The following is a 20,046-nucleotide window of genomic DNA, read 5'->3' on the forward strand; positions in this document are numbered from 1 at the left end:
CAGGTGGCCGCAGTCGTGGACGACGGCGTACTTGAGGATGCGGATCTCGGCGGTCTCGGGGTCGGTCTCGACGATCACCGCGTGCATGCCCGAGGCGAACGTCGCGCGCTCGGGCGAGTAGAAGTCCTTGCCCTCCAGGCCCGGCTCCTCGTCCTCGGGCACCGGCGGCTTGCCGGGGTCGCCCACCGAGAACTGGGTCGCGGCCTTGGAGGCCTCGTCGAAGGCGTAGCGCAGCGGGTTGGAGAGCACCGACACGGTGCCGAGGTCGATCGAGGAGCCGGGTGAGCCCTTGACCGAGACGACGCCGTCGACGATCTCGAGGTCCTCGGGCGCCGCCTCCAGCGCGTCGGCCGCGATCTTGAGCACCTTCTCCTTGGCGCGCTTGGCCGCGAGGTGGATCGCCGAGCCGCTCATCACCGCCGCACGCGACGCGAAGGTGCCGACGGCGTACGGCATCCGGCGGGTGTCGCCGGTGACGACCTCGACGTCCTCGAACTTCACCCCGAGCTCATCGGCCACGAGCTGCGCGAAGACCGTCGCGTGGCCCTGGCCCTGGGTGGTGAGGCCGGTGGCGACCTTGACCTTGCCGCTGGTCTCGATGTGCACGTGGGCGCCCTCGTAGGGACCGACGCCGGTGCCCTCGACGTAGCAGGCCAGGCCGATGCCGACCCGGCGCCCCTGGGCGGCCATCTCGGCCTGGTACGCCGGGAAGTCGTCCCATCCGACCAGGGCCTTGATCTTCTCCAGCGAGGCCGGGTAGTCGCCGGAGTCGTACTCGAGCTCGCGGCCGTCCTGGAAGATCAGCCCCTGGTCGTAGGGGAACTCGTCGGGCTGGATGAAGTTGGCCGCGCGCACCTCGGCGCGGTCCTTGCCGAGGTAGGAGGCGATCGCGTCCATCGTCCGCTCCATCGCGTAGCAGCCCTGCGGGCGCCCGGCGCCGCGGTAGGGCGTGACCATCACCGTGTTGGTGTAGAGCGACTCGAAGACGACGCGGTAGCTCTGCGGCTTGTAGGGGCCGAGCAGCTGGGTGGAGGTGATGATCGGGACGATGAGGCCGTACGGCGTGTACGCGCCGTGGTCGTGCCAGAACTCGACGTTCAGCCCCAGCAGGCGGCCGTCGTCGTCGAAGCCGACCTCGATGTGCTGGACCTGGCCGCGCTCGTGGGCCGAGGAGATGAAGTGCTCGCGGCGGTCCTCGGTGAACTTCACCGTGCGACCCAGCGCCCGCGCCGCGAGCGGCACCAGCAGCTCCTCGGGCCACGGGTGGTTGATCTTCACGCCGAACCCGCCGCCCACGTCGGGCGTGATCACGTCGACCTGGCCGAGGTCCAGACCGAGCTTCACGGCGACCACCGCACGCACACCCGTGGAGCTCTGTGTGGAGGTCCACACCTGCATCCGGTTGAGGTCGGGGTCCCAGCGGGCGACGGTGCCGCGGCCCTCCAGGGGCGTGCAGGCGCTGCGCTCGACGGTGAGGTCGAGGGTGAGCGTGTGCGGCGCCTTGGCGATCGCCGCGACCGCGTCGCCGACGCTCTGCTCGAGGCGGGCGCCGACGTTGCCGGGCACGTCGTCGTGCACGAGCCGGTCGGCCGCCCGGGCGGCGTCGATGCCGACCACCGGCGGCAGCGGCTCGTAGCGCACACGGATGCGGTCGAGGGCGTCCTCGGCGACGTAGCGGTCGTCGGCGACGACGAGCGCGACGGCCTCGCCGACGTAGTTGACCTCGTCCTTGGCCAGTGCGTACTGGGTGCGGCCGTGGGTGAGCGCGGGGTGCGGGATCAGCAGGGGCAACGGCTCGCTCATCGGGCCGGTGAGGTCCTCGTAGGTCCACACGGCGTGGACACCGTCGAGGTCGAGCACCGCCTCGACGTCGATGTCGAGGATGCGGGCGTGGGCGTGCGGGGATCGCAGCACCGCGGCGTGCAGCAGGTCCCGCTCGACGCCCACGTCGTCGACGTACCGGCCCTGGCCGCGCAGGAACCGCTGGTCCTCGACGCGCTGGACGCCCTGACCCATCAGCTTGGTGGTCACGACGAGAGCTCCGCTGCTCGCTCCACGGCCTTGACGATGTTCTGGTAGCCCGTGCACCGGCACAGGTTGCCGGAGATCATGTCGCGGGCCTCCTCGTGCGTCGGGGCGGGGTTCTCGCGCAGCCCGGCCGTGATCGTGGTGAGGAACCCGGGCGTGCAGAAGCCGCACTGCAGCCCGTGGCACTCGGCGAACGCCTGCTGCACCGGTCCGAGCGAGCCGTCGGGGTTCGTGAGCCCCTCGACCGTGGTGATCTCGTGGTCCACCGCTGAGACCGCGAACATCAGGCACGAGCGCATCGGCTCCCCATCGACCAGGATCGTGCAGGCGCCGCAGACGCCGTGCTCGCAGCCGACGTGGGTGCCGGTCAGCCGCAGGTCGTGGCGCAGCGCGTCGGAGAGCAGCCGGCGGGCGGGCACCCGGATCTCGTGGGTCGCGCCGTTCACCGTCAGGCGTACGTCGTGCAGCTCCTCGCTCATGCGTCCTCCGCCATGTCTCGTGCCGATCGGACCACCCGGGTGGTCAGGACCCGCACCAGCTGGGCGCGGTAGTCGGCGGTCGCGTGGATGTCGTCGGGTGGGTCGAGGTGCGCGAGCGCCGCCTCCCCCAGGTCGTCGTCGGCCACCCCGGAGAGGTCGACGACCGTCGGCACGTCGCCGACGGAGAGGTAGCCGACCCGCACGCTCTCGCCGTCGACGTGCGCTGCCGCGCCGACCAGGGCGTAGTCGCCGTGGCGGCGGGCGATCTCGTCGAACGCGACGCCGGCCCCCGGCGCGAGCGCCGGGAAGTACGCCGAGACCGCGATCTCGTCGTGGGCGAGCGAGGACTGCAACGGGCCGAGGAACAGCTCGCTCGCCGGGATCGTGCGCCGGCCGGCCGGCCCCTCGACCTCGACGGAGCCGCCGAGGAGCCTGAGCACGACCGGCATCTCGGCAGCCGCGTCGGCGTGCACGATCGACCCGACGGTGGTGCCGCGGTTGCGGATGGTGGCGTGCGCGACGTGCTGGAGCGCCATCGAGACCAGCGGCTGGACCCGGCGTACGTCGGGCGAGGCGAGCACGGCGGCGTGCCGGGCGAGTGCTCCCACCCGGACGCCGCCGTGCTCGCCGTACTGCCCGTCGACGGCGTCGTTGGCGTCGATGGTCTCGATGACGTCGAGCCCGGTGATCGCGTTGATGTCGACGAGCGTCGCCGGGGAGGCGAGGCGCATCGACAGCAGCGGGACCAGGCTCTGGCCGCCGGCCAGCACCTTCGCGTCCGGCTCCCCGGCCAGGACCGACACTGCCTCGGCGAGCGTCCCCGGACGGCGGTACGCGAATGGTGCTGGCTTCACGGCTTCCTTACTGGTGCTGGTTCAGTGCTTGTGGTCGTGCGGGGCTGCGTGGTCCTCGGCGTGCACGCCCTCGTGACCCACGGCGATGATCGCGCCGTCGTCGAGGTCCTTGGGTGCGAACACCCGGGCGAGGTGGTAGCCGAGCACGACGACCAGCGTGCCGAGGGCGATGCCCGTGAGGTGGAAGTCGTCGGTGATCTTCAGGTCGGCGTCACCGATCGCGAGGATGATGCCCGCGGCGACCGGCACCAGGTTGATGGGCTTGGAGAAGTCGACGTTGTTCTCCTTCCAGATCTTCGCGCCGAGCAGGCCGATCATGCCGTAGAGCACCAGCGTGATACCGCCGAGCACCGCCGGCGGCGTCGCGTTGACGATCTGGCCGAACTTGGGAATCAGGCCCAACAGGATCGCGACGATGGCCGCGACGAAGTAGGCGGCGGTGGAGTAGACGCGCGTGGCCGCCATGACGCCGATGTTCTCGGCGTACGTCGTGGTCGGCGAGCCACCCACGGCGCTGGCGATCACCGTGCCGACACCGTCGGCCGCGACGGCCCGACCCATGACGGGGTCGAGGTCGCTGCCGGTCATCTCGGCAACAGCCTTCACGTGTCCGATGTTCTCGGCCACCAGCGCGATCACGGCGGGCAGGGCGAGCAGCACGAACGCGATCGAGAACGACGGGGCGTGCCAGCCGACGTCCGCGTAACCGGGGGTGAACGCCTGGTTGCCGACGAGCCCGTCCTTGGTGTGGACGGGGAAGCCGAACCAGTCGGCCGCCTTGACCGCGTCCCAGTTCACCCGGTCGTGCGGACCGGGCTCCGGGTTGCCGGGCAGCGGAAGGCTGGTCTTGCCGAAGATCCCGTCCCACACGAGGGACAGCACGTAGCCGAAGATCAGGCCGAGGAAGATCGCGATCCGGCCGAAGAACCCGCGGAAGCCGACCGCCATCAAGATCACCGCGGTCATCGTGATGAGCGCGGGCCACGGGTCGGAGGGCATGTAGGTCTTCGTCGCCACCGGGGCCAGGTTGAAGCCGATCAGCATCACCACTGCGCCGGTGACCACCGGCGGGAGGACGGCGTTCACGGAGTCGGCACCGAGGAAGTGGATCAGGACGCCGACGAGTGCCAGCACGACACCCGCGACGAGGATCGCCCCGGTCACGTCGGCCGGCCCACCCGGCCCGTCACCGCCCTGGTAGGCGTAGATGGCCGCCGCGGCGCCGACGAAGGACGCCGAGGTGCCGAGGTAGCTGGGCACCTTGCCCTTGACGATCAGCAGGAAGCAGATCGTCGCGATGCCGCTCATCATGATCGCGAGGTTGGCGTTGAGGCCCATGACGAGCGGGAACACGAAGGTCGCCCCGAACATCGCCACGACGTGCTGGGCGCCCAGGCCCACCGTCTTGCCCCAGCTCAACCGTTGGTGCGGAGCTACCGCCTGACCTGGTCTGGGATCGACCACTTCCCACTTGAACATCGACATGACAAAGCACCCTTCTGCTTTGGTGACCGGGCCCGAGTTGGACACAAACTAGTGATGCACATGACACACCCACGACGGCGACAGATGCCGAAGGAACGCCGGAGTCGCTGGCACCTGTTGTGGGCGCGGCGAGGCCCCGAAATCCAGCCGTCACACACCCGCGAGACCGTCACCCGCGGGACGTGGCAGCCGAAACCCGCACGACACGCCGCTGTGCCCCGGCGTGTCGTGCGGGGATCGGCTGTCAGCAGCCGAACCCCGCAACCAGCCGCCCTCAGCCCGCGATCTCCAGCACCCGCAGCGCGACGGCCACGTCGAGGCGGAGGTGGGGGTCGGTGGAGAGCGGACCGAGCAGCCGCTCGAGCTTGGAGACGCGGTAGCGCATCGTGTTGTAGTGGAAGAACTGCAGGCGGGCGGCCTCGGCCACGTTGAAGTTCGTGTCGAGCAGCACCTGCAGCGTCACCCGCAGGTCGGCGGCCTCGGTCGTGGCGTCGGCGAGGGGGCCGAGCACGTCGCGCACGAACGAGCGCAGCTCGCCGCTCTCCTCCTCGGGGATCAGCGCGATCAGGCGGTGCAGGCCGAGCTGGTCGAAGAACGTCGTCGACCCGAACCCCTGCACCCGGCGCCCGACCTCGACGGCCCGGCGCGCCTGGGCGTACGCCCCCGGCAGCTCCTCGAGCGTGTGGGCGACCCGGCTGACGCCGGCGGAGAACGAGCGCCGGCCACCGCCCTTGTCACCGGCGACCGCGGTCACCGCCCGGCGTACGACGTCGTGTCCGGCCACCGGCTCGACGTCACCGTCGGTCAGGGGCAGCAGCGTGACGACCTCGGAGGAGAAGTCGACGCTCGGGATGCCGGCTCCCAGCGTCGTGCTGACCTGGCGCCAGGCCGCCGAGAACCGCTCCTGCCACTGGCGACGCTGCGTGCTCGTCGCCGGCTCCTCCCCCGGGGCCGGGTCGAGCTCCGCGGCGACCACGACGACGGGCCGGGTCAGGTCCCAGCCGAAGGTGGCCGCGTGCTCGGCGACGTAGGCCTGGTCGTTGGCCAGTCCCGTCGCGCGCCGCATCAGCAGGTCGCGCAGGAAGTCGCCCTGGTACTTGTTCTCGACCGCGGTCACGGCCTCCTCGCGGGTGATCAGCAACGCGGCCACCGCCGCGGCCCGCTCGAGGGCGTGGACGTCGTCGGAGGTCAGCGGCTCCTCGGTGCGCAGGCAGACCAGCCGGGCCAGGTCGGCGCCGCCGGCGACCACGCGCAGGCACCGGGCCTCGCCGCCCTCGACCCCCACGCCGTCGCCCTCCATCCGCTCCACCCGGAGCCGGCCGGTGGGGTCGACGAGGTCGTGGCTGTCCAGCGCCGCTCGCAGGTCCTCGGGCAGCGCCGAGGCGCGCTCGCGGCCGTCGCTGGAGGTGAAGGCGACCCCGACCCCCAGCACCCGCGCGACCTCCGCGGCGATCCGGTCGAGGTTGCCGCCCTCGAGGACGATCTGGGTCAGGCCCGTGTGGAGCGCGTCCACCTTCGCCAGGGCCGCGCTTGCCAGCTCTTCGCGGTCACTGCTTATCAACACTTGCACTCCCTCGCACCTGCCGTTGGCACAACCTCACATCGGCAAACCGTAATCGCCCCGGCTAGCGTCGGGGAGGTGATCCCCGTCAGCGCGCCCCTCCGAGTCGGGGCGAGGCTGCGGGATGCACCCGACGGGGCCGTACCGGTCGTGCACCGAGGACGCGACGCGGTCTACCTCGACCTCGACGGCCGGTGCCTCGGCGTCGTGAGCACCCGGGCCACCGCGGTGCCGTGCGCCCTGCGCACGGGTGCCGACCGGGTGCCGGAGGCGAGGACCGCGGAGGTCCGCGCCGGCGTGCTCCACCTCGACGGGACCGCCCTCGTGGTCGGCCGGTTCGTCGACGTGGGAGTCGCCCGACTGCTGACGGCGACCGCCACGCCCGCCGATCCCCCCGGCGACGTGGCCGCGATGGTCGGCCGCGGCGACGGGCTCACGCCGTACGACGACGACGTGCTCTGCGGCTGGCTCGCGGTGCACCGCGCGGCGGGCGTCGCGACCGACGCCCTGGACGCAGAGGTGCAGGCCCACCTGCACCGCACCACGCTGCTGTCCGCGACGCTGCTCGACTGCGCGATGCACGGTGAGGTGATCCCCGAGTTCGCGGCCTGGCTGGCCGACCCCCACGACCCCGCCCGCACCGCGACCCTCGCGGCCGTCGGGCACACCTCCGGACGCGGGATGCTGCAGGGAGCCCGCGTCGCCCTCGACCACCTGGAAGGCGCTGCCGCATGACCCACCTCCCCGGCCACTCCCCCGATCACTGGCACGTCGAGCTGCGGCCCGGCGCGTACGCCGACTCCGTCACGCTGCTGCAGGTCAGCCGCGTGGTGCAGGGGCTCGACGGGGTGCTCGCCGCCCAGGTTGCGATGGCGACCCCGCTCAACGTCGACGTGCTCACCGAGATGGGCTTCGAGGTCCCCGCGCAGGCCGGGGCCAACGACCTCGTGGTCGCCCTGCGCCTGGACGGCCCCGACGCCCTCGGCGCGGCGCTCGCCGGGGTCGACCGGGCTCTGCTCGACGCCAACCGGCGTGAGGAGGGCGCGAGCACCATCGCGCCCCCGCGGACGACGGCGAGCGCGCTGCGCCGGGCGCCCGACGCGATCACGGTCGTCTCCGTGCCGGGGGCGAACGCGCTCGTCGAGGCGATGGACGCGGTCGACGCGGGCCGCGACGTCATGGTGTTCAGCGACAACGTGCCGCTCGAGCAGGAGGTCACGCTCAAGCGCGCCGCCGCCGAGCGCGGCGTCCTCGTGATGGGACCCGACTGCGGCACCGCGGTGGTCGGCGGCCTGGGCCTCGGCTTCGCCAACGTCGTCTCTCCGGGCCCCGTCGGCATCGTCGCCGCCTCGGGCACCGGCTGCCAGCAGCTGCTCGCGCTCCTCGACCACGCGGGCGTGGGCGTCACCTCCGCCCTGGGGGTGGGCGGCCGCGACCTCTCCGCCGAGGTCGGTGGCCTGGCCACCCGCGAGGCGCTGCGCCGTCTCGACGAGGACCCCTCCGTCGAGCTGATCGTGCTCGTCTCCAAGCCGCCGGCCGCCGCGGTGGGCGCCGAGATCGAGGCGTACGCCGCCTCGCTCGCCACGCCGGTGGAGCTGGCCCTCCTGGGTCCGGGCCGGCCCGACCTCACCGCCGCCGCCGAGGCGGTGCTGACCAAGCTGGGGCGCGAGGTGCCCGCGTGGCCCGTTGACCCGCCCGAAAGTTTCGGGCGGGTCAACGGGGGTGTGGTGCGGGGGCTGTTCGTCGGGGGGACGCTGAAGAGCGAGGCCGAGCTGTTGGCCCGCGAGGCCGCCGGCCCCGACGCCGGTCACACGTTCGTCGACTTCGGGGACGACGAGTACACGACCGGGCGCGCCCACCCGATGATCGACCCCACCCTCCGGCTCGAGCACCTCGCCCGCGCCGCGGCCGACCCGGCCACCGGGGTGATCCTGCTCGACGTCGTCCTTGGCCACGGCGCCGAGCCGGACCCCGCCGCGCTCCTGGCGCCGGCGATCGCGGCCATCGACCTGCCGGTGGTGGTCGCCGTGGTCGGGACCGACGGCGACCCGCAGGGCCGCAGCCGCCAGGTCGACGCCCTCGTCGCCGCCGGCGCCGAGGTGCACCTGTCCAACGCCGGCGCCACCCGCCGCGCCCTCGAGCTCGTGGAGGCCAGCCGATGACCACCCCCGCCGCCGTCGTCAACGTCGGAGCCGACCTGCTCGCCGACGCCGTCGCCGACCAGGCCGTGCCGGTCACCCGCGTCGACTGGCGCCCGCCGATGGTCGGCACCGACGCCGACCTCGCGACCGTCGCCGCCGACCCCCGGCGTCGCGCCGCCAACGAGCAGGCGCTCGCGGCGATGCTCGGCGTCACGGCCACGCTCGTCGACGTCCTCCCCGCGTCCGAGGCGCTGGGTCTGGAGCCCGGGCAGTTCCTGCACGCGGGCCCGCCGATCGCCTGGGAGCGCGCCTCGGGGCCGCTGCGGGGCGCGCTCATGGGTGGAGCCGCGCTCGAGGGCCTCGTCGAGGACCCCGAGGACGCGGTCGCGCTCTTCGAGTCCGGCGCCGCCGTCTCGCTCGAGCCGTGCCACCACCGCTCGACGGTCGGGCCGATGGCCGGGGTGGTGACGCCGAGCATGTGGATGTTCGTGCTCGAGGACGCCGCCACCGGCCGGCGTACGTACTGCTCGCTCAACGAGGGCCTCGGCAAGGTGCTGCGGTACGGCGCCTACGGGCCCGAGGTGCTCGCCCGGCTGCGCTGGATGAGCGCCGTGCTCGGCCCGCTGCTGCAGGCGGCCGTCCGTGCCCAGGCGAACGCGGGGGCCGACCCCGTGGACGTCACCGGCATCCTCACCCAGATGCTGCAGATGGGCGACGAGGCCCACAACCGCAACCGGGCCGGCACCCTGATGCTGCTGCGCGACCTCTCCCCCGCGATGGTCTCCGCGATCGACGGGCGCGGGTTCGACAGCGCCGACGTCGCCGCGGCCCTGCGGTTCATCGGCGGCAACGACCACTTCTTCCTCAACCTCGCGATGCCGGCGTGCAAGCTGGCCCTCGACGCCGCGCGCGGCATCGAGGGCTCGACGATGGTCGTCGCGATGGCCCGCAACGGCACCGACTTCGGCATCCAGGTCGCCGGCACCGGTGACGAGTGGTTCACCGGGCCCGCGCAGCTCGCCGACGGCCTGTTCCTCGGCGACTACGGCCCCGAGGACGCCAACCCCGACATCGGCGACTCGGCCATCACCGATCAACACCGGCATGGCCGGCAAGGTCGCCGGCGTCGGCCAGGTCGGCGCCGGGCTCGTCACGCCCCCGGCCGAGATCTTCCCGAAGGCGCTGGCGCGGCTGGCCGACCTGGCCTCCCGCCGTTAGGAGAGGGCCTCCTCGGGGGTGAGTCCCTGCTCGGCGAACCACGCGTCGGTGTAGGTGCTGCCGTCGAAGAGCCAGCTGCCCTCGCGCTCGACGAGGGTGACCGGCAGCATCTCCTCGTCGGCCGCCTCGGGGTCGGCGACCGTGGCGATCCCGTCGGAGAAGCTGACCCAGTCGGGCTCGGCGGTGAATCCCTCGCGCAGGTCCGCAGCCGCGGCCTCGTGGTCGTCGGACAACCCCACGGAGAGGGCGGCGACGCCGACCAGGGTGCGCAGCAGGGCGTAGCCGTGCGTCTCGGAGGCGAAGGTGTCCCAAGCGACCCAGTCGTGGGTCTGGGGGAACCACTCCTGCGCGAACGCGGGGAAGTCGTCCATCGCGTCGGGCGGCAGGTCCGCCTCGACCATGGCCAGCGTCTCGTCGACGAGCACACCGAGGGCGGCGTTGACCGCGTCCGCCACGACCTGCGGGTCCTCGGCCACCGGCGTGGCGACGTCGGAGGCGGCGGTCGCGTTGCTCGACGTCGCGGCCGGCTCGCCGCCGGCCGATCCGTCGGAGGAGTCGTCGGAGGCGCAGCCGGTGAGGACCAGGGTGCCGGCCAGGGCGGCGATCGCCAGGGGCTGACGCAGGGGCGAGGGACGCCTCAGGGTGTGGGTTCGGATCATGGCCGGGCACATTAACCGACCGAAATCATCCGATTGTGGTCCAGACCGCGGACCGGGTTGTCGGAGCGCTCGCCCGCAGACGCCTCAGCGGCTGGCTGCGCGGCGGTAGAGCCTGATCGACAGCGGCACGAACACGGCGAGGATGATCACCACCCAGATCAGCGTGTAGGGCACCGGGTGCTGCATCGACCACGCGTCCGGCACCGGGGCCGCGGGGTCGGTGTTGCCGAACAGCTCGCGTGCGGCCTGGCACACCGAGGAGACCGGGTTCCAGTTGGCGAAGGTCGCCAGCGGGCCCGGGAGGTTGCTGATCGAGACGAACGTGTTGGCGATGAACGTGAGCGGGAAGATCACGATGAACGACGCGTTGTTGACCACCTCGGGGGTGCGCACCAGGAGCGCGACGCTCGCCATGATCCACGAGACGGCGAACGCGAACAGCAGCAGCACGACGAAGCCCGCCAGGGCGTCGAGCACCGAGGAGCGGATGCGCCAGCCGACGACGAGCCCGGTCAGCGCCATCACGACGAGGCTCACGATGTTGATGCCGATGTCGGCGACGGTGCGGCCGAGGACCACCGAGGACGAGGACATGGGCAGCGACCGGAACCGGTCGATGATGCCCTTCTGGAGGTCCTCGGCCAGGCTGTAGCCCGTGAAGGTCGCACCGAACACGACCGTCTGGGCGAAGATGCCGGGGACCAGGAACTCGGTGTAGTCGACGCCGGTGTCCTGGCTGCCGATCGCGTTGCCGAAGACGTAGGCGAACAGCAGCACGAACATGATCGGCGAGAGGGTCGTGAAGACCAGCACGTCGGGCACCCGCAGGATCTTGCGCAGGTTGCGGCGGGTGATCACCCAGGCGTCGGAGGCGCCCTCGGCCACCACGGACATCACGCAGCTCCTTCCTCGTCGGTGGGCTCGGTGTCGTGGGGCTCCTCGGCGGTGTGCCCGGTCAGGGAGAGGAACACGTCGTCGAGAGTGGGACGGCGCACCCCCGCCTCGGAGACCGGGATGCCGGCCCGATCGAGCCGGTCGAGCAGCTCGCGCAGGTCACCGGTGCCGCCCTCGACCGGCAGGGTCAGGCGCCGGTCGCGCTCGTCGACGGCCGCCTCTCCGACCCCCAGGCCGACGGTGGCCCGCACCGCTGCGGCCAGGTCGCCGCCGTGCGGGAGCCGCACCTCCACCTGCTCGCCACCGACCTGGGACTTGAGCTCGTCGGCCGTGCCGAGGGCGATGACGGTGCCGCGGTCGATCACCGCGATGCGGTCGGCGAGCCGGTCGGCCTCCTCGAGGTACTGCGTGGTGAGCAGCAGCGTGGTGCCACCGCGGACCAGCTCCTCGATGACGTCCCACATGCCGACGCGGCCGCGCGGGTCCAGCCCCGTCGTCGGCTCGTCGAGGAAGATCACCGGCGGTCTGGCCACGAGGGCGCCGGCCAGGTCGAGCCGGCGCCGCATGCCGCCGGACCATCCCTTGACCACCCGCTCGGCCGCGTGGGCGAGGTCGAACTGCTCGAGCAGCTCGCGGGCGCGGGCACGGCTCGCCGCCGCGCCGAGGTGGTAGAGCCGGCCGACCATGTCGAGGTTCTCGAACCCGGTGAGGTGCTCGTCGACGGCGGCGTACTGTCCGGAGACGCCGATGCGGCGGCGCAGCTCGCGCGGATGGCGCAGGACGTCGATGCCGGCGACCTCCGCGTGACCGGCGTCGGGGCGCAACAGCGTGGTCAGCACGCGCACCGTGGTGGTCTTGCCGGCGCCGTTGGGGCCGAGCAGCCCCATCACCGTGCCCTCCTCGACCTCGAGGTCGAGGCCGTCGAGGGCGGTGACCGCGCCGTACTTCTTCACCAGGCCGGTCGCTCGGATCACGGGAGGCATGACTCCACTGTGCCGAGCCGCACCGACAGCGGCCAGCGACTTAAGGCTGGGAGTCGAGCCGCGGTCGGACGAACGCCTGCCGCATGTCCACCTTGCCCGACGGCCGCAGCGGGGTGCCCTCCTCGAGATAGGCCTGGTGCGCCTCCCCGTCGTGGCACGTCGGAGGAGAGCCGTCGGCGTGCACGACCCGCCACCACGGGACACCGCCTCCCTGGGAGGACATCACCGACCCGACCTGGCGCGGCCCACCTCCCCCCAGGAGCTCGCCGACGACCTCCGCGATCGCGCCGTACGTCGTGACCTGCCCGCGGGGCACCGACTCCACGCACCGCAGCACGAGCTCGGCGTACTCCTCGGCGTCGATGCTCCCTGGGCTCATCGCCCCTCCTCGGTGCGCAGGGCCACGGTGGCCGCCACGGTGGCCAGGCACGCGACGCCCACGCCGAGCACCCAGATGCCGGGCTGCTCCGGTTGGTCGTCGAGCAGCAGGACGGCGGCCCACGCGACGGGCGCCGTGAGCAGCACCAGCACACCACGGCGCACCCACAACCGGGTGACCGCTCGGTCGACCGGCATCGTCGGCGGGCCGTAGGACGCGAGGAGACCGGCCACGTGCGCCACGACCAGCGCGCCCGCCGCGACCAGCAGCCACGCCGACGTGGTGGCGCCCAGCGCCGCCGCCCACCAGCCCACCGCGACCAGGAGCGGAGCCACGGCGAACGTCGCATCCGCGAACCACCCCGATGCCCCGGACAGTGCTGCGACGACGAGGACCAGCCACCAGGGCGGACCGTGCCCGGCGGGGCCGGAGACGAGCACCGCGACGACCGGGCCGACCAGCACCAGCGCTCGCAGCACCAGCTGCGAGCGGGCCCAGTCGGTGGGCTCCGCGATCATCGGCCCACCACCCGCGGCAGCTGCGCGCGCCGGGCCAGCCGCCGCAGCACGTCGTCGACGGTGCCCGGGCCCCGCCACGCGACCACCGGGCAGCCGAGGGCGGCCAGCCGCTCCAGCACGACCGACCGCTCGAGCATCCGCATCCGCCACGCCAGGGCGGCGCGCGCAGGGTCGGCGCTCTCGGGGACGTCGGGAACGGCCTCGTCCGGGAGCGTGTCCACCACCAGCACCGCCACCCCGCGCCGGGTGAGCATCGCGGCGGTCGTGCCCACGGACTCCGCCAGCATGGGCGAGAGCACGACGACCACCGCGCCGGCGGTGACCCCGAGCTGCAGGACGCCGGTGTCCGACTCGCGGTCGGCGGTCGCTCCGACGCGCACGGTCGCCAGTTGGTCCTGCAGACGGCGCAGGTGCCGGGCCCCGGCGCCGTACCCGACCTGCTCGTGCCCCCGCCCGATCACCCGCAACGCGACCCGATCACCCTGCCGCACGTGGTGCTCGGCGATCGCCGAGGCGGCGCGGACGCCGAGGTCGAGGCTGCTCGACGCCCCGTCCACCCCGTCGGAGACGCCGAGGTCGACGAGCGCGTCCAGCACCAGCAGGACGCCGGTGTCCTCCTCGGCGCGCGTGGTCACCACGTGCAGGTCACCGGTGCGAAGCGAGACCCGCCAGTTGACCCGGCGCAGCCGGTCGCCGGCCTGGAAGGGCCGGATGCCGGCGAGCTCGGTCCCGCTGCCCGCCCGGCGCGACCGGTGGGCGCCGACCAGTCCGACCGGCTGGGGAGCCTGCGCGCGCGAGTCGTACGGCGCGACCGCGGGCAGCACCCGCGTCCACTGACCGCCCAGACCCACCGGCCCGCAGCGGAAGCCGGCCCACGGCGCGTAGAGCGCGACCTTCTCCTGGCCGAGCATCCGGCGGCCCCACCGCCGGGGACTGATCTCGATCTCGGGCGTCGCCCCGCCGTCGAGCAGTCGGCCCTCGCGGCCGCCGTGGGGACGCATCACGACGTACGGCGCCTGGCCGGCCACCCGTGCGACGTACTCCACGTCCTCGGCGTCGGTGACGCTCAGCCGCGAGGTGGTGCCGATCCCCTCGCGCAGCGTGAGGTGGTCGAGTCGCGCGTCCAGCGCCGGCACACGTGTCGGCCGGTGCACGAGGCCGAGCGCCGCGAGCGTGACGAACGGCGCGACGAGGACCACGACGGCCGGTTCGCCGGAGGCCACCGCCAGCGCGACGCCCAGGGCGCCCACGACGAGGGCCCGCCCCAGGGAGGTGGTCGGGCGCCACGCCCGGGGCCCGGCACGCTCTCCGCCGGCGGTGCTCATCGGCGTACGTCGCGGGTCGCCGGCGTGGGCACCTGGCCGAGCACCGCGTCGACCACCCGACGCCCGCTCGCATCCGACATCCACAGCTCGGGCTTGACGGTGATCCGGTGCGCGAGCACCGGTCGGGCGACCGCCTTGACGTCCTCGGGGACCACGTAGTCGCGACCGCGGAGGAGGGCGAAGGCCCGTGCGGCCAGCACGAGCCCGAGGGAGCCGCGCGGCGAGGCACCGGTGAGCACGTCGGGGTGGTGGCGCGTCGCGACCGCGAGCTCGACGCAGTAGCGGCCCACGCTCTCGTCGACCACGACGGTCTCCACCGCGGCCTGCATGGCCAGCAGGCCGGGCGCGTCGGTGATCTGGTCGAGCTCGACCTCCTCCTGCCGGCGCGCCACCCGGCGGGCGAGGACGTCGTACTCCTCGTGCGCCGTGGGGTAGCCGAAGGAGACGCGCAGCAGGAACCGGTCGAGCTGGGCCTCCGGGAGCGGGAAGGTGCCTTCGTACTCGATGGGGTTGGCGGTCGCCAGGACGTGGAACGGCGCGGGCAGGCGGAACGTCTCGCCCTCGACCGTGATCTGCCGCTCCTGCATCGCCTCGAGGAGCGCGGCCTGGGTCTTGGGCGGCGTGCGGTTGATCTCGTCGGCCAGCAGCAGGCCCGTGAACAGCGGGCCACGGCGGAACTCGAACACCGCCTCGCGCTGGTCGTAGATGAAGGACCCGGTGAGGTCAGCGGGCAGCAGGTCGGGGGTGAACTGGGCCCGCGCGAAGTCGATGCCGAGCGCTTGCGCGAGCGAGCGGGCGGCCAAGGTCTTGCCGAGCCCGGGATAGTCCTCGAGCAGGACGTGCCCCTTCGCGAGGACGGCGGCCAGCACCTGCATCAGGGCCTCCCGCTTGCCGACCACGGCCTTCTCGACCTCGTCCAGGACCCGCCGCGCAAGGTCGGCCGCCTCGGGGACGGAGAGGGCGGGACGGTCGGCCTCGGTCATGGTGCTCACAGCTCCTCGATCTGGGTCAGGCAACGGTCGATCTCAGCGGCGGCGAGCCGGCGTGGCGGCCCGCCGATCACCGCGGCGAGCTCGGGGGGCACCAGGTCGCGGGCCCGGGCGTCGTCCAGGGCCAGGGCATGGCGCTGGACGAGCACCTGACCGGCCAGCAGTCGCAACCGGTCGCGGAGCGCAGGATCCGGGTTGCGGGCTGCGAGGTGGGCGTCGATCAGCCCGACGTAGTGGCGCAGCCGCGGGTCGCCGCGCTCGCGCAGCGACGGTACGTCGACCGGCACGTCCCACGAGGGCTCCGCGTCGGCGAGCGCGTCGCCGAGCAGCCCCAGGACCGCGACGCCGCAGGCGACCAGCGCGGCCAGGCGCAGCGGGTCGGGGTCGGCCTTCGCCAGCTCGAGGCCGACCTCGAGCACGGCGTAGGTGACCACCCCGCCGAGCAGCCGCCGCCGCCAGGTGCGGGCCGTCACGCGCCGACCTCGGCCGGCCGGCGCAACGTGCGGTGGATCGCGTCGAGCGCGGCCAGCGCCTCACGACGGTGGTCCTCGGTGACCGGGTGCTCGGAGAAGCGGGCCTCGCGGTAGAGCTCCCCGAGCCGCGACACCGCCGGCTGGTCGGCGTCGACCATGTCGAGCACCCGCATCGTGTACTCCGCGGACGTCTCCCAGGCGGCGCGGGCCAGTCCCGCGGCCGCGGCCTGGGTCTCGAACCGGTCCCAGCAGGCCACGACGGCGTTGCGCGGGCTGCTGTCCTCGCCGAGCAGGCGGCGCTGGTCCGCGGCGCCGGCGCGCATCTCACGGGCGACGGCGTCGGCCGCCTCGAGCACCTCGAACTCCAGGCGCCCGGCGTTCCGGCGCCGGCGCTCGGCACGGCGACGGCGTGTCGACCGCACGAGCGGCACCGCCCCGAAACGGGCCGCCAGCACCACGAGGCCGACGACGACCGCGATGTTCACGAGCCACACGAACGCCCGCACCCATGGCGGTGTCCCCCGTGGCTGCGCGGGCTCGGGAGGCTCGCGCTGCTCGGGCGCGGCGGAGGCAGAATCCGACGCATCCGCGCTCGGCGTGGCGGCGGCGGACGGTCCGTCGCCGCGCAGGACGCCGCTCGGGCCGATCGAGGAGGCCCAGGCGGCGAGGACCACGACCAGGAGAGCGCCCGCCAAGGCCGAGACGACCACCAGGCTCGGAGCTCGCCGGCGGGTCATGTCCCGCAAACTACCCGAGCCTGGATTCACCGATGTGCGGCGTCGCGAGCGTCACCAGATGGGTGGGCTGGCAAGGCGCCCGCGCGACGGCGGTCTGGTTGCACCATCGAGCGTGGGGAACGTAGCCAGCGTGCCCAGATGGGGGCGCGCAGCAGGCGCACATCGGTGAATCCAGGCGGATGCGGCGACGGCCCCGTCCGATGTGGACGGGGCCGCCGCGCGTGATGCCACCGGAGGCAAGTGCCGGGCCTCCGGACGCTCCCTCAGGTCACCTGAGTCAGAGGATCGGCGAGAACGGCTCGGTGCCGTTGACCAGCTGGAGGCCGGAGAGGCCGGAGTGCTGCTGGGCGAAGGCGAGCTCCTTGGCGAGGTCACCGATGTTGTTCGAGGCCGGCAGCGGGGCGAGGCCCAGCGTGGAGAGCACGCCGATGGCCTTCCCGCCGTCGCTGAGGAAGCCGGACCCGGAGTCACCGGGGATGCCCGGCGTCACCGTGTAGAGCGGGTGGCTCCAGCCGCCGTCGGCCGCGTTGTCGCCCAGGCTGATGCCGGTGTGGGGCGAGAGCGGCTCGAGGCCGGCGCGCAGGCTGGAGTTGCCGTAGGTCCAGACCCGGTCACCGGCGGCGGTGCCGTCGGTGTCGATGCCGGTCGGGCCGCCCCAGAACGGCACGGAGGGGTTCACCTTCGAGACGTCCGCCGTGTCCACCTTCACCAGCGCGAAGTCGTTGTAGGCGCAGGTGTTGGCGTCGGTGGTGCCGAGCTTGTGCATGGTGTCCCACGACGAGTAGACCAAGGTGCCCGAGCCCACCTGGGTCCCCTCGCTGAGCAGGCTGCCACCCTCGTTGAACGTCACCTTCGTGCCCAGTGGCAGCGAGCTCGCCTGGCAACCGTCGGTGTCGGTCGCCGCTCCGGTGCCGGCGCAGTGGGCCGCGTAGCCGACGTACACGTTGCTCGCACCGTCGGTGAACACGAAGTTGGCGGTGCACTGGGCACCCTCGGTGTACATCATCGTGCCGGGGTGGATCTTGGCCGAGGCGGCCGGCGCCCAGGTCGGGCCGGCGGTGGCCGGCGCGGCGGTCGCGAAGGCCGCGCCGATCACGCCACTGGCGAGGACGGCGGCGGCGCCGAGGACACGACGCCTCGAGGACGGTGCGGAGAAGCGCATGGAGTGAGGACCCTCCCGATAGGGGCCGGCGGTCGCCGGGCCGGTTGGTCTGTCGGGAGTGACAACGACCACTCACCCGTCGGGGTTACGCGCGGGTAGCCGATGCCGAGTTGGCGCCAGTTTCCAGGAACTGGCGCCGACTCGGCCTAGTAGGAGGGCTGGCTGGGGTCGATCTGGTTGACCCAGGCGACCACGCCGCCGCCGACGTGGACGGCGTCGGCGTAGCCAGCGCCCTTGACGATCGCCAGCGTCTCGGCCGAGCGGACGCCCGACTTGCAGTGCATGACGATCTGCTTGTCCCCCTCCGTGAGCGAGGGCAGCTGCTCCAGCGCGGAGCCGTTGAGGAACTCGCCCTTGGGGATGAGCACCGAGCCAGGGATCCGGTTGATCTCGTACTCGTTGGGCTCGCGGACGTCGACGAGCACGAAGTCGCGCGTGCCCTCCTCGCGCTCCTTGAGCATGTGCTCGAGCTGGGTCACCGAGATCGTCGAGCCCGCCGCGGCCTCGGCGGCGTCGTCGGAGATGGCCCCACAGAAGGCGTCGTAGTCGATCAGGCCCGTGACGGTGGGGTTCTCCCCGCAGAGCGCGCAGCTGGGGTCCTTGCGGACCTTGAGCTTGCGGTACTCCATCTCGAGGGCGTCGTAGATCATCAGCTTGCCGACCAGCGGCTCGCCGATGCCGGTGAGGAGCTTGATCGCCTCGTTGACCTGGATCGAGCCGATCGACGCGCACAGAACGCCCAGCACGCCGCCCTCGGCGCAGCTCGGGACCATGCCCGGCGGCGGGGGCTCGGGGTAGAGGCAGCGGTAGCACGGCGCGTCGTCGGCGAGCGTGGGCGCGAACACCGAGGCCTGGCCGTCGAAGCGGTAGATCGAGCCCCAGACGTACGGGATGCCCAGGAAGTACGCCGCGTCGTTGACCATGTAGCGGGTCGCGAAGTTGTCGGTGCCGTCGACGATCAGGTCGTAGCCGCGGAAGACGTCCATGACGTTGTCGTTGTCGAGGCGGCCCTCGTGGAGGATCACGTTGACGTAGGGGTTCGTCTCCGCGATCGACTCCTTCGCCGACAGGGCCTTGGACTTGCCGATGTCGGACTGGCCGTGGATGACCTGGCGCTGCAGGTTCGACTCGTCGACCTCGTCGAACTCGGCGATGCCGAGCGTGTGCACGCCGGCCGCGGCGAGGTAGAGCAGCGCCGGGCTGCCGAGGCCGCCCGCACCGATCACGAGCACCTTGGCGTTCTTGAGCCGCTTCTGCCCCGTCATGCCCACGTCCGGGATGATCAGGTGGCGGCTGTAGCGGCGGACCTCGTCGATGGTCAGCTCGTCCGCGGGCTCCACGAGCGCGGGGTAGGACACGGCGTACTCCTTGGTGGTCGGTTCGCCTGGTCGATGTCTGCAGGGCCGGACGCGTGCACAACGCCGACGGGCCCTGCCATGTTCCCCGCGGAGCCGGCCAGATCACCCCGTGTCCCGTCATCCGGACGGACCCGACCGACGAGTAGGCTGCGCGGGTGACTGCCGAGTACGACACCACCGCCACCCGGCCTCGTGGCGCCCGGATGCCGCGCCGCGAGCGTCGCAACCAGCTCATGGAGTCCGCCCTCGAGGTCTTCGTGGCGCAGGGCTACCACGCCGCCGCGATGGACGACATCGCCGAGCGTGCAGGCGTCTCCAAGCCCGTGCTCTACCAGCACTTCCCCGGCAAGCTCGACCTCTACCTCGCGCTGCTCGACGAGTCCTGCGACACGATCATCGACAACTGCCGCGTCGCGCTGGAGTCGACCGACGACAACAAGCAGCGGGTCGCCGCGACCGTCGAGGTGTTCTTCGAGTACGTCGCCGCCGCCAGCGGTGCGTTCCGCCTCGTCTTCGAGTCCGACCTGACCAACGAGCCGGCCGTCCGCGGCCACGTCGACCGCGTCACCACCGAGTGCGCGGCGATGATCGCCCACGTCATCCACGACGACACGGGCCTGCCGCCCGACGCCTCCCGCCTGCTCGCGGTCTCGCTGGTGGGAATGGCCCAGGTCAGCGCTCGGTTCTGGCTCACGGAGCCCGGAGGCATCAGCCAGGCCGATGCCGCGGCCCTCGTCGCGGGACTCGCGTGGCGCGGCATCCGCGGCTACCCCAAGTCCGACGAGAACTGAGACCCCGCTCCA

At 72.8% G+C, this 20,046-nt stretch carries 19 protein-coding genes; 4 read left to right on the forward strand and 15 right to left on the reverse strand.

Annotation, left to right across the window (positions count from 1 at the left end; translation table 11 throughout):
* The 5 genes from cutA to Q0L15_RS14740 form a co-directional block, all read right to left on the reverse strand.
* A partial coding sequence (gene cutA, locus Q0L15_RS14720) for an aerobic carbon-monoxide dehydrogenase large subunit (RefSeq protein WP_296605203.1) occupies positions 1–2,031 on the reverse strand: 2,031 nt, incomplete at its 3' end.
* Positions 2,028–2,507, reverse strand: coding sequence for a (2Fe-2S)-binding protein (locus Q0L15_RS14725; RefSeq protein ID WP_296605204.1), 480 nt, complete (start codon positions 2,505–2,507; stop codon positions 2,028–2,030). The genes cutA and Q0L15_RS14725, both read right to left, overlap by 4 nt.
* Positions 2,504–3,361 carry an FAD binding domain-containing protein gene (locus Q0L15_RS14730; RefSeq protein WP_296605205.1) on the reverse strand — a complete coding sequence of 286 codons (858 nt, stop codon included), beginning with the start codon at positions 3,359–3,361 and terminating at the stop codon, positions 2,504–2,506. Before Q0L15_RS14730 ends, Q0L15_RS14725 begins: the two co-directional genes overlap by 4 nt.
* 21 nt (positions 3,362–3,382) lie before the next feature.
* Positions 3,383–4,846 (reverse strand): solute carrier family 23 protein, encoded by a 1,464-nt coding sequence (locus tag Q0L15_RS14735; RefSeq protein WP_296605206.1) that lies wholly within the window; start codon positions 4,844–4,846, stop codon positions 3,383–3,385.
* A gap of 274 nt (positions 4,847–5,120) precedes the next feature.
* Positions 5,121–6,359 (reverse strand): helix-turn-helix domain-containing protein, encoded by a 1,239-nt coding sequence (locus Q0L15_RS14740; RefSeq protein ID WP_296605207.1) that lies wholly within the window; start codon positions 6,357–6,359, stop codon positions 5,121–5,123.
* 198 nt (positions 6,360–6,557) lie between these two features.
* On the opposite strand from Q0L15_RS14740, the gene Q0L15_RS14745 reads away from it, so the two are divergent.
* The 3 genes from Q0L15_RS14745 to Q0L15_RS14755 are packed head-to-tail and all read left to right on the forward strand — an operon-like array spanning position 6,558 to position 10,440.
* Complete coding sequence (locus Q0L15_RS14745; protein WP_296605208.1) at positions 6,558–7,142, forward strand: DUF2877 domain-containing protein; 585 nt, start codon at positions 6,558–6,560, stop codon at positions 7,140–7,142.
* The gene (locus Q0L15_RS14750; protein ID WP_296605209.1) at positions 7,139–8,569 is read left to right on the forward strand and encodes an FdrA family protein; all 1,431 of its coding nucleotides are present in this window, start codon (positions 7,139–7,141) and stop codon (positions 8,567–8,569) included. The genes Q0L15_RS14745 and Q0L15_RS14750 overlap by 4 nt, the downstream gene beginning before the upstream one ends.
* A complete protein-coding gene (locus Q0L15_RS14755; RefSeq protein ID WP_296605210.1) occupies positions 8,566–10,440 on the forward strand; it encodes a DUF1116 domain-containing protein in 1,875 nt (624 codons plus the stop codon). Before Q0L15_RS14750 ends, Q0L15_RS14755 begins: the two co-directional genes overlap by 4 nt.
* 69 nt (positions 10,441–10,509) lie before the next feature.
* On the opposite strand, the gene Q0L15_RS14760 is transcribed toward Q0L15_RS14755, so the two are convergent.
* From Q0L15_RS14760 to moeZ, 10 genes are all read right to left on the reverse strand, one after another.
* Positions 10,510–11,319, reverse strand: a complete 810-nt coding sequence (locus Q0L15_RS14760; RefSeq protein ID WP_296605211.1) for an ABC transporter permease — start codon at positions 11,317–11,319, stop codon at positions 10,510–10,512.
* On the reverse strand, positions 11,319–12,302 hold the full coding sequence (locus Q0L15_RS14765) for an ATP-binding cassette domain-containing protein (RefSeq protein WP_296605212.1): 984 nt from the start codon (positions 12,300–12,302) through the stop codon (positions 11,319–11,321). Before Q0L15_RS14765 ends, Q0L15_RS14760 begins: the two co-directional genes overlap by 1 nt.
* Positions 12,303–12,342: 40 nt before the next feature.
* Complete coding sequence (locus tag Q0L15_RS14770) at positions 12,343–12,681, reverse strand: MGMT family protein (RefSeq protein ID WP_296605213.1); 339 nt, start codon at positions 12,679–12,681, stop codon at positions 12,343–12,345.
* Complete coding sequence (locus Q0L15_RS14775) at positions 12,678–13,199, reverse strand: hypothetical protein (protein ID WP_296605214.1); 522 nt, start codon at positions 13,197–13,199, stop codon at positions 12,678–12,680. Before Q0L15_RS14775 ends, Q0L15_RS14770 begins: the two co-directional genes overlap by 4 nt.
* Positions 13,196–14,524: a DUF58 domain-containing protein gene (locus Q0L15_RS14780; protein ID WP_296605215.1), complete on the reverse strand. Its 1,329-nt coding sequence runs from the start codon at positions 14,522–14,524 to the stop codon at positions 13,196–13,198. Before Q0L15_RS14780 ends, Q0L15_RS14775 begins: the two co-directional genes overlap by 4 nt.
* The gene (locus tag Q0L15_RS14785) at positions 14,521–15,507 is read right to left on the reverse strand and encodes a MoxR family ATPase (RefSeq protein WP_296605216.1); all 987 of its coding nucleotides are present in this window, start codon (positions 15,505–15,507) and stop codon (positions 14,521–14,523) included. The genes Q0L15_RS14780 and Q0L15_RS14785 overlap by 4 nt, the downstream gene beginning before the upstream one ends.
* Before the next feature lie 5 nt (positions 15,508–15,512).
* Positions 15,513–15,986 carry a hypothetical protein gene (locus Q0L15_RS14790; RefSeq protein ID WP_296605217.1) on the reverse strand — a complete coding sequence of 158 codons (474 nt, stop codon included), beginning with the start codon at positions 15,984–15,986 and terminating at the stop codon, positions 15,513–15,515.
* Positions 15,983–16,723, reverse strand: coding sequence for a DUF4129 domain-containing protein (locus Q0L15_RS14795; protein WP_296605218.1), 741 nt, complete (start codon positions 16,721–16,723; stop codon positions 15,983–15,985). Before Q0L15_RS14795 ends, Q0L15_RS14790 begins: the two co-directional genes overlap by 4 nt.
* Positions 16,724–17,000: 277 nt before the next feature.
* The gene (locus Q0L15_RS14800) at positions 17,001–17,885 is read right to left on the reverse strand and encodes a hypothetical protein (protein ID WP_296605219.1); all 885 of its coding nucleotides are present in this window, start codon (positions 17,883–17,885) and stop codon (positions 17,001–17,003) included.
* A 146-nt stretch (positions 17,886–18,031) separates the two neighbouring features.
* Positions 18,032–19,243: an adenylyltransferase/sulfurtransferase MoeZ gene (moeZ, locus tag Q0L15_RS14805; RefSeq protein WP_296605220.1), complete on the reverse strand. Its 1,212-nt coding sequence runs from the start codon at positions 19,241–19,243 to the stop codon at positions 18,032–18,034.
* Positions 19,244–19,446: 203 nt separating this feature from the next.
* On the opposite strand from moeZ, the gene Q0L15_RS14810 reads away from it, so the two are divergent.
* On the forward strand, positions 19,447–20,034 hold the full coding sequence (locus Q0L15_RS14810) for a TetR/AcrR family transcriptional regulator (RefSeq protein ID WP_296605221.1): 588 nt from the start codon (positions 19,447–19,449) through the stop codon (positions 20,032–20,034).
* Positions 20,035–20,046 lie beyond the last annotated feature (12 nt).

Source organism: Nocardioides sp., from assembly GCF_024509035.1.
Classification (GTDB): domain Bacteria; phylum Actinomycetota; class Actinomycetes; order Propionibacteriales; family Nocardioidaceae; genus Nocardioides.

Coding starts and splice junctions, on each gene's coding strand:
- Q0L15_RS14725 (WP_296605204.1), bottom strand. CDS start 2,507: ATGAGCGAGGAGCTGCACGACGTACGCCTGACGGTGAACGGCGCGACC.
- Q0L15_RS14735 (WP_296605206.1), bottom strand. CDS start 4,846: ATGTCGATGTTCAAGTGGGAAGTGGTCGATCCCAGACCAGGTCAGGCG.
- Q0L15_RS14750 (WP_296605209.1), top strand. CDS start 7,139: ATGACCCACCTCCCCGGCCACTCCCCCGATCACTGGCACGTCGAGCTG.
- Q0L15_RS14755 (WP_296605210.1), top strand. CDS start 8,566: ATGACCACCCCCGCCGCCGTCGTCAACGTCGGAGCCGACCTGCTCGCC.
- Q0L15_RS14760 (WP_296605211.1), bottom strand. CDS start 11,319: ATGTCCGTGGTGGCCGAGGGCGCCTCCGACGCCTGGGTGATCACCCGC.
- Q0L15_RS14765 (WP_296605212.1), bottom strand. CDS start 12,302: ATGCCTCCCGTGATCCGAGCGACCGGCCTGGTGAAGAAGTACGGCGCG.
- Q0L15_RS14770 (WP_296605213.1), bottom strand. CDS start 12,681: ATGAGCCCAGGGAGCATCGACGCCGAGGAGTACGCCGAGCTCGTGCTG.
- Q0L15_RS14775 (WP_296605214.1), bottom strand. CDS start 13,199: ATGATCGCGGAGCCCACCGACTGGGCCCGCTCGCAGCTGGTGCTGCGA.
- Q0L15_RS14780 (WP_296605215.1), bottom strand. CDS start 14,524: ATGAGCACCGCCGGCGGAGAGCGTGCCGGGCCCCGGGCGTGGCGCCCG.
- Q0L15_RS14785 (WP_296605216.1), bottom strand. CDS start 15,507: ATGACCGAGGCCGACCGTCCCGCCCTCTCCGTCCCCGAGGCGGCCGAC.
- Q0L15_RS14795 (WP_296605218.1), bottom strand. CDS start 16,723: ATGACCCGCCGGCGAGCTCCGAGCCTGGTGGTCGTCTCGGCCTTGGCG.
- Q0L15_RS14800 (WP_296605219.1), bottom strand. CDS start 17,885: ATGCGCTTCTCCGCACCGTCCTCGAGGCGTCGTGTCCTCGGCGCCGCC.
- Q0L15_RS14810 (WP_296605221.1), top strand. CDS start 19,447: ATGCCGCGCCGCGAGCGTCGCAACCAGCTCATGGAGTCCGCCCTCGAG.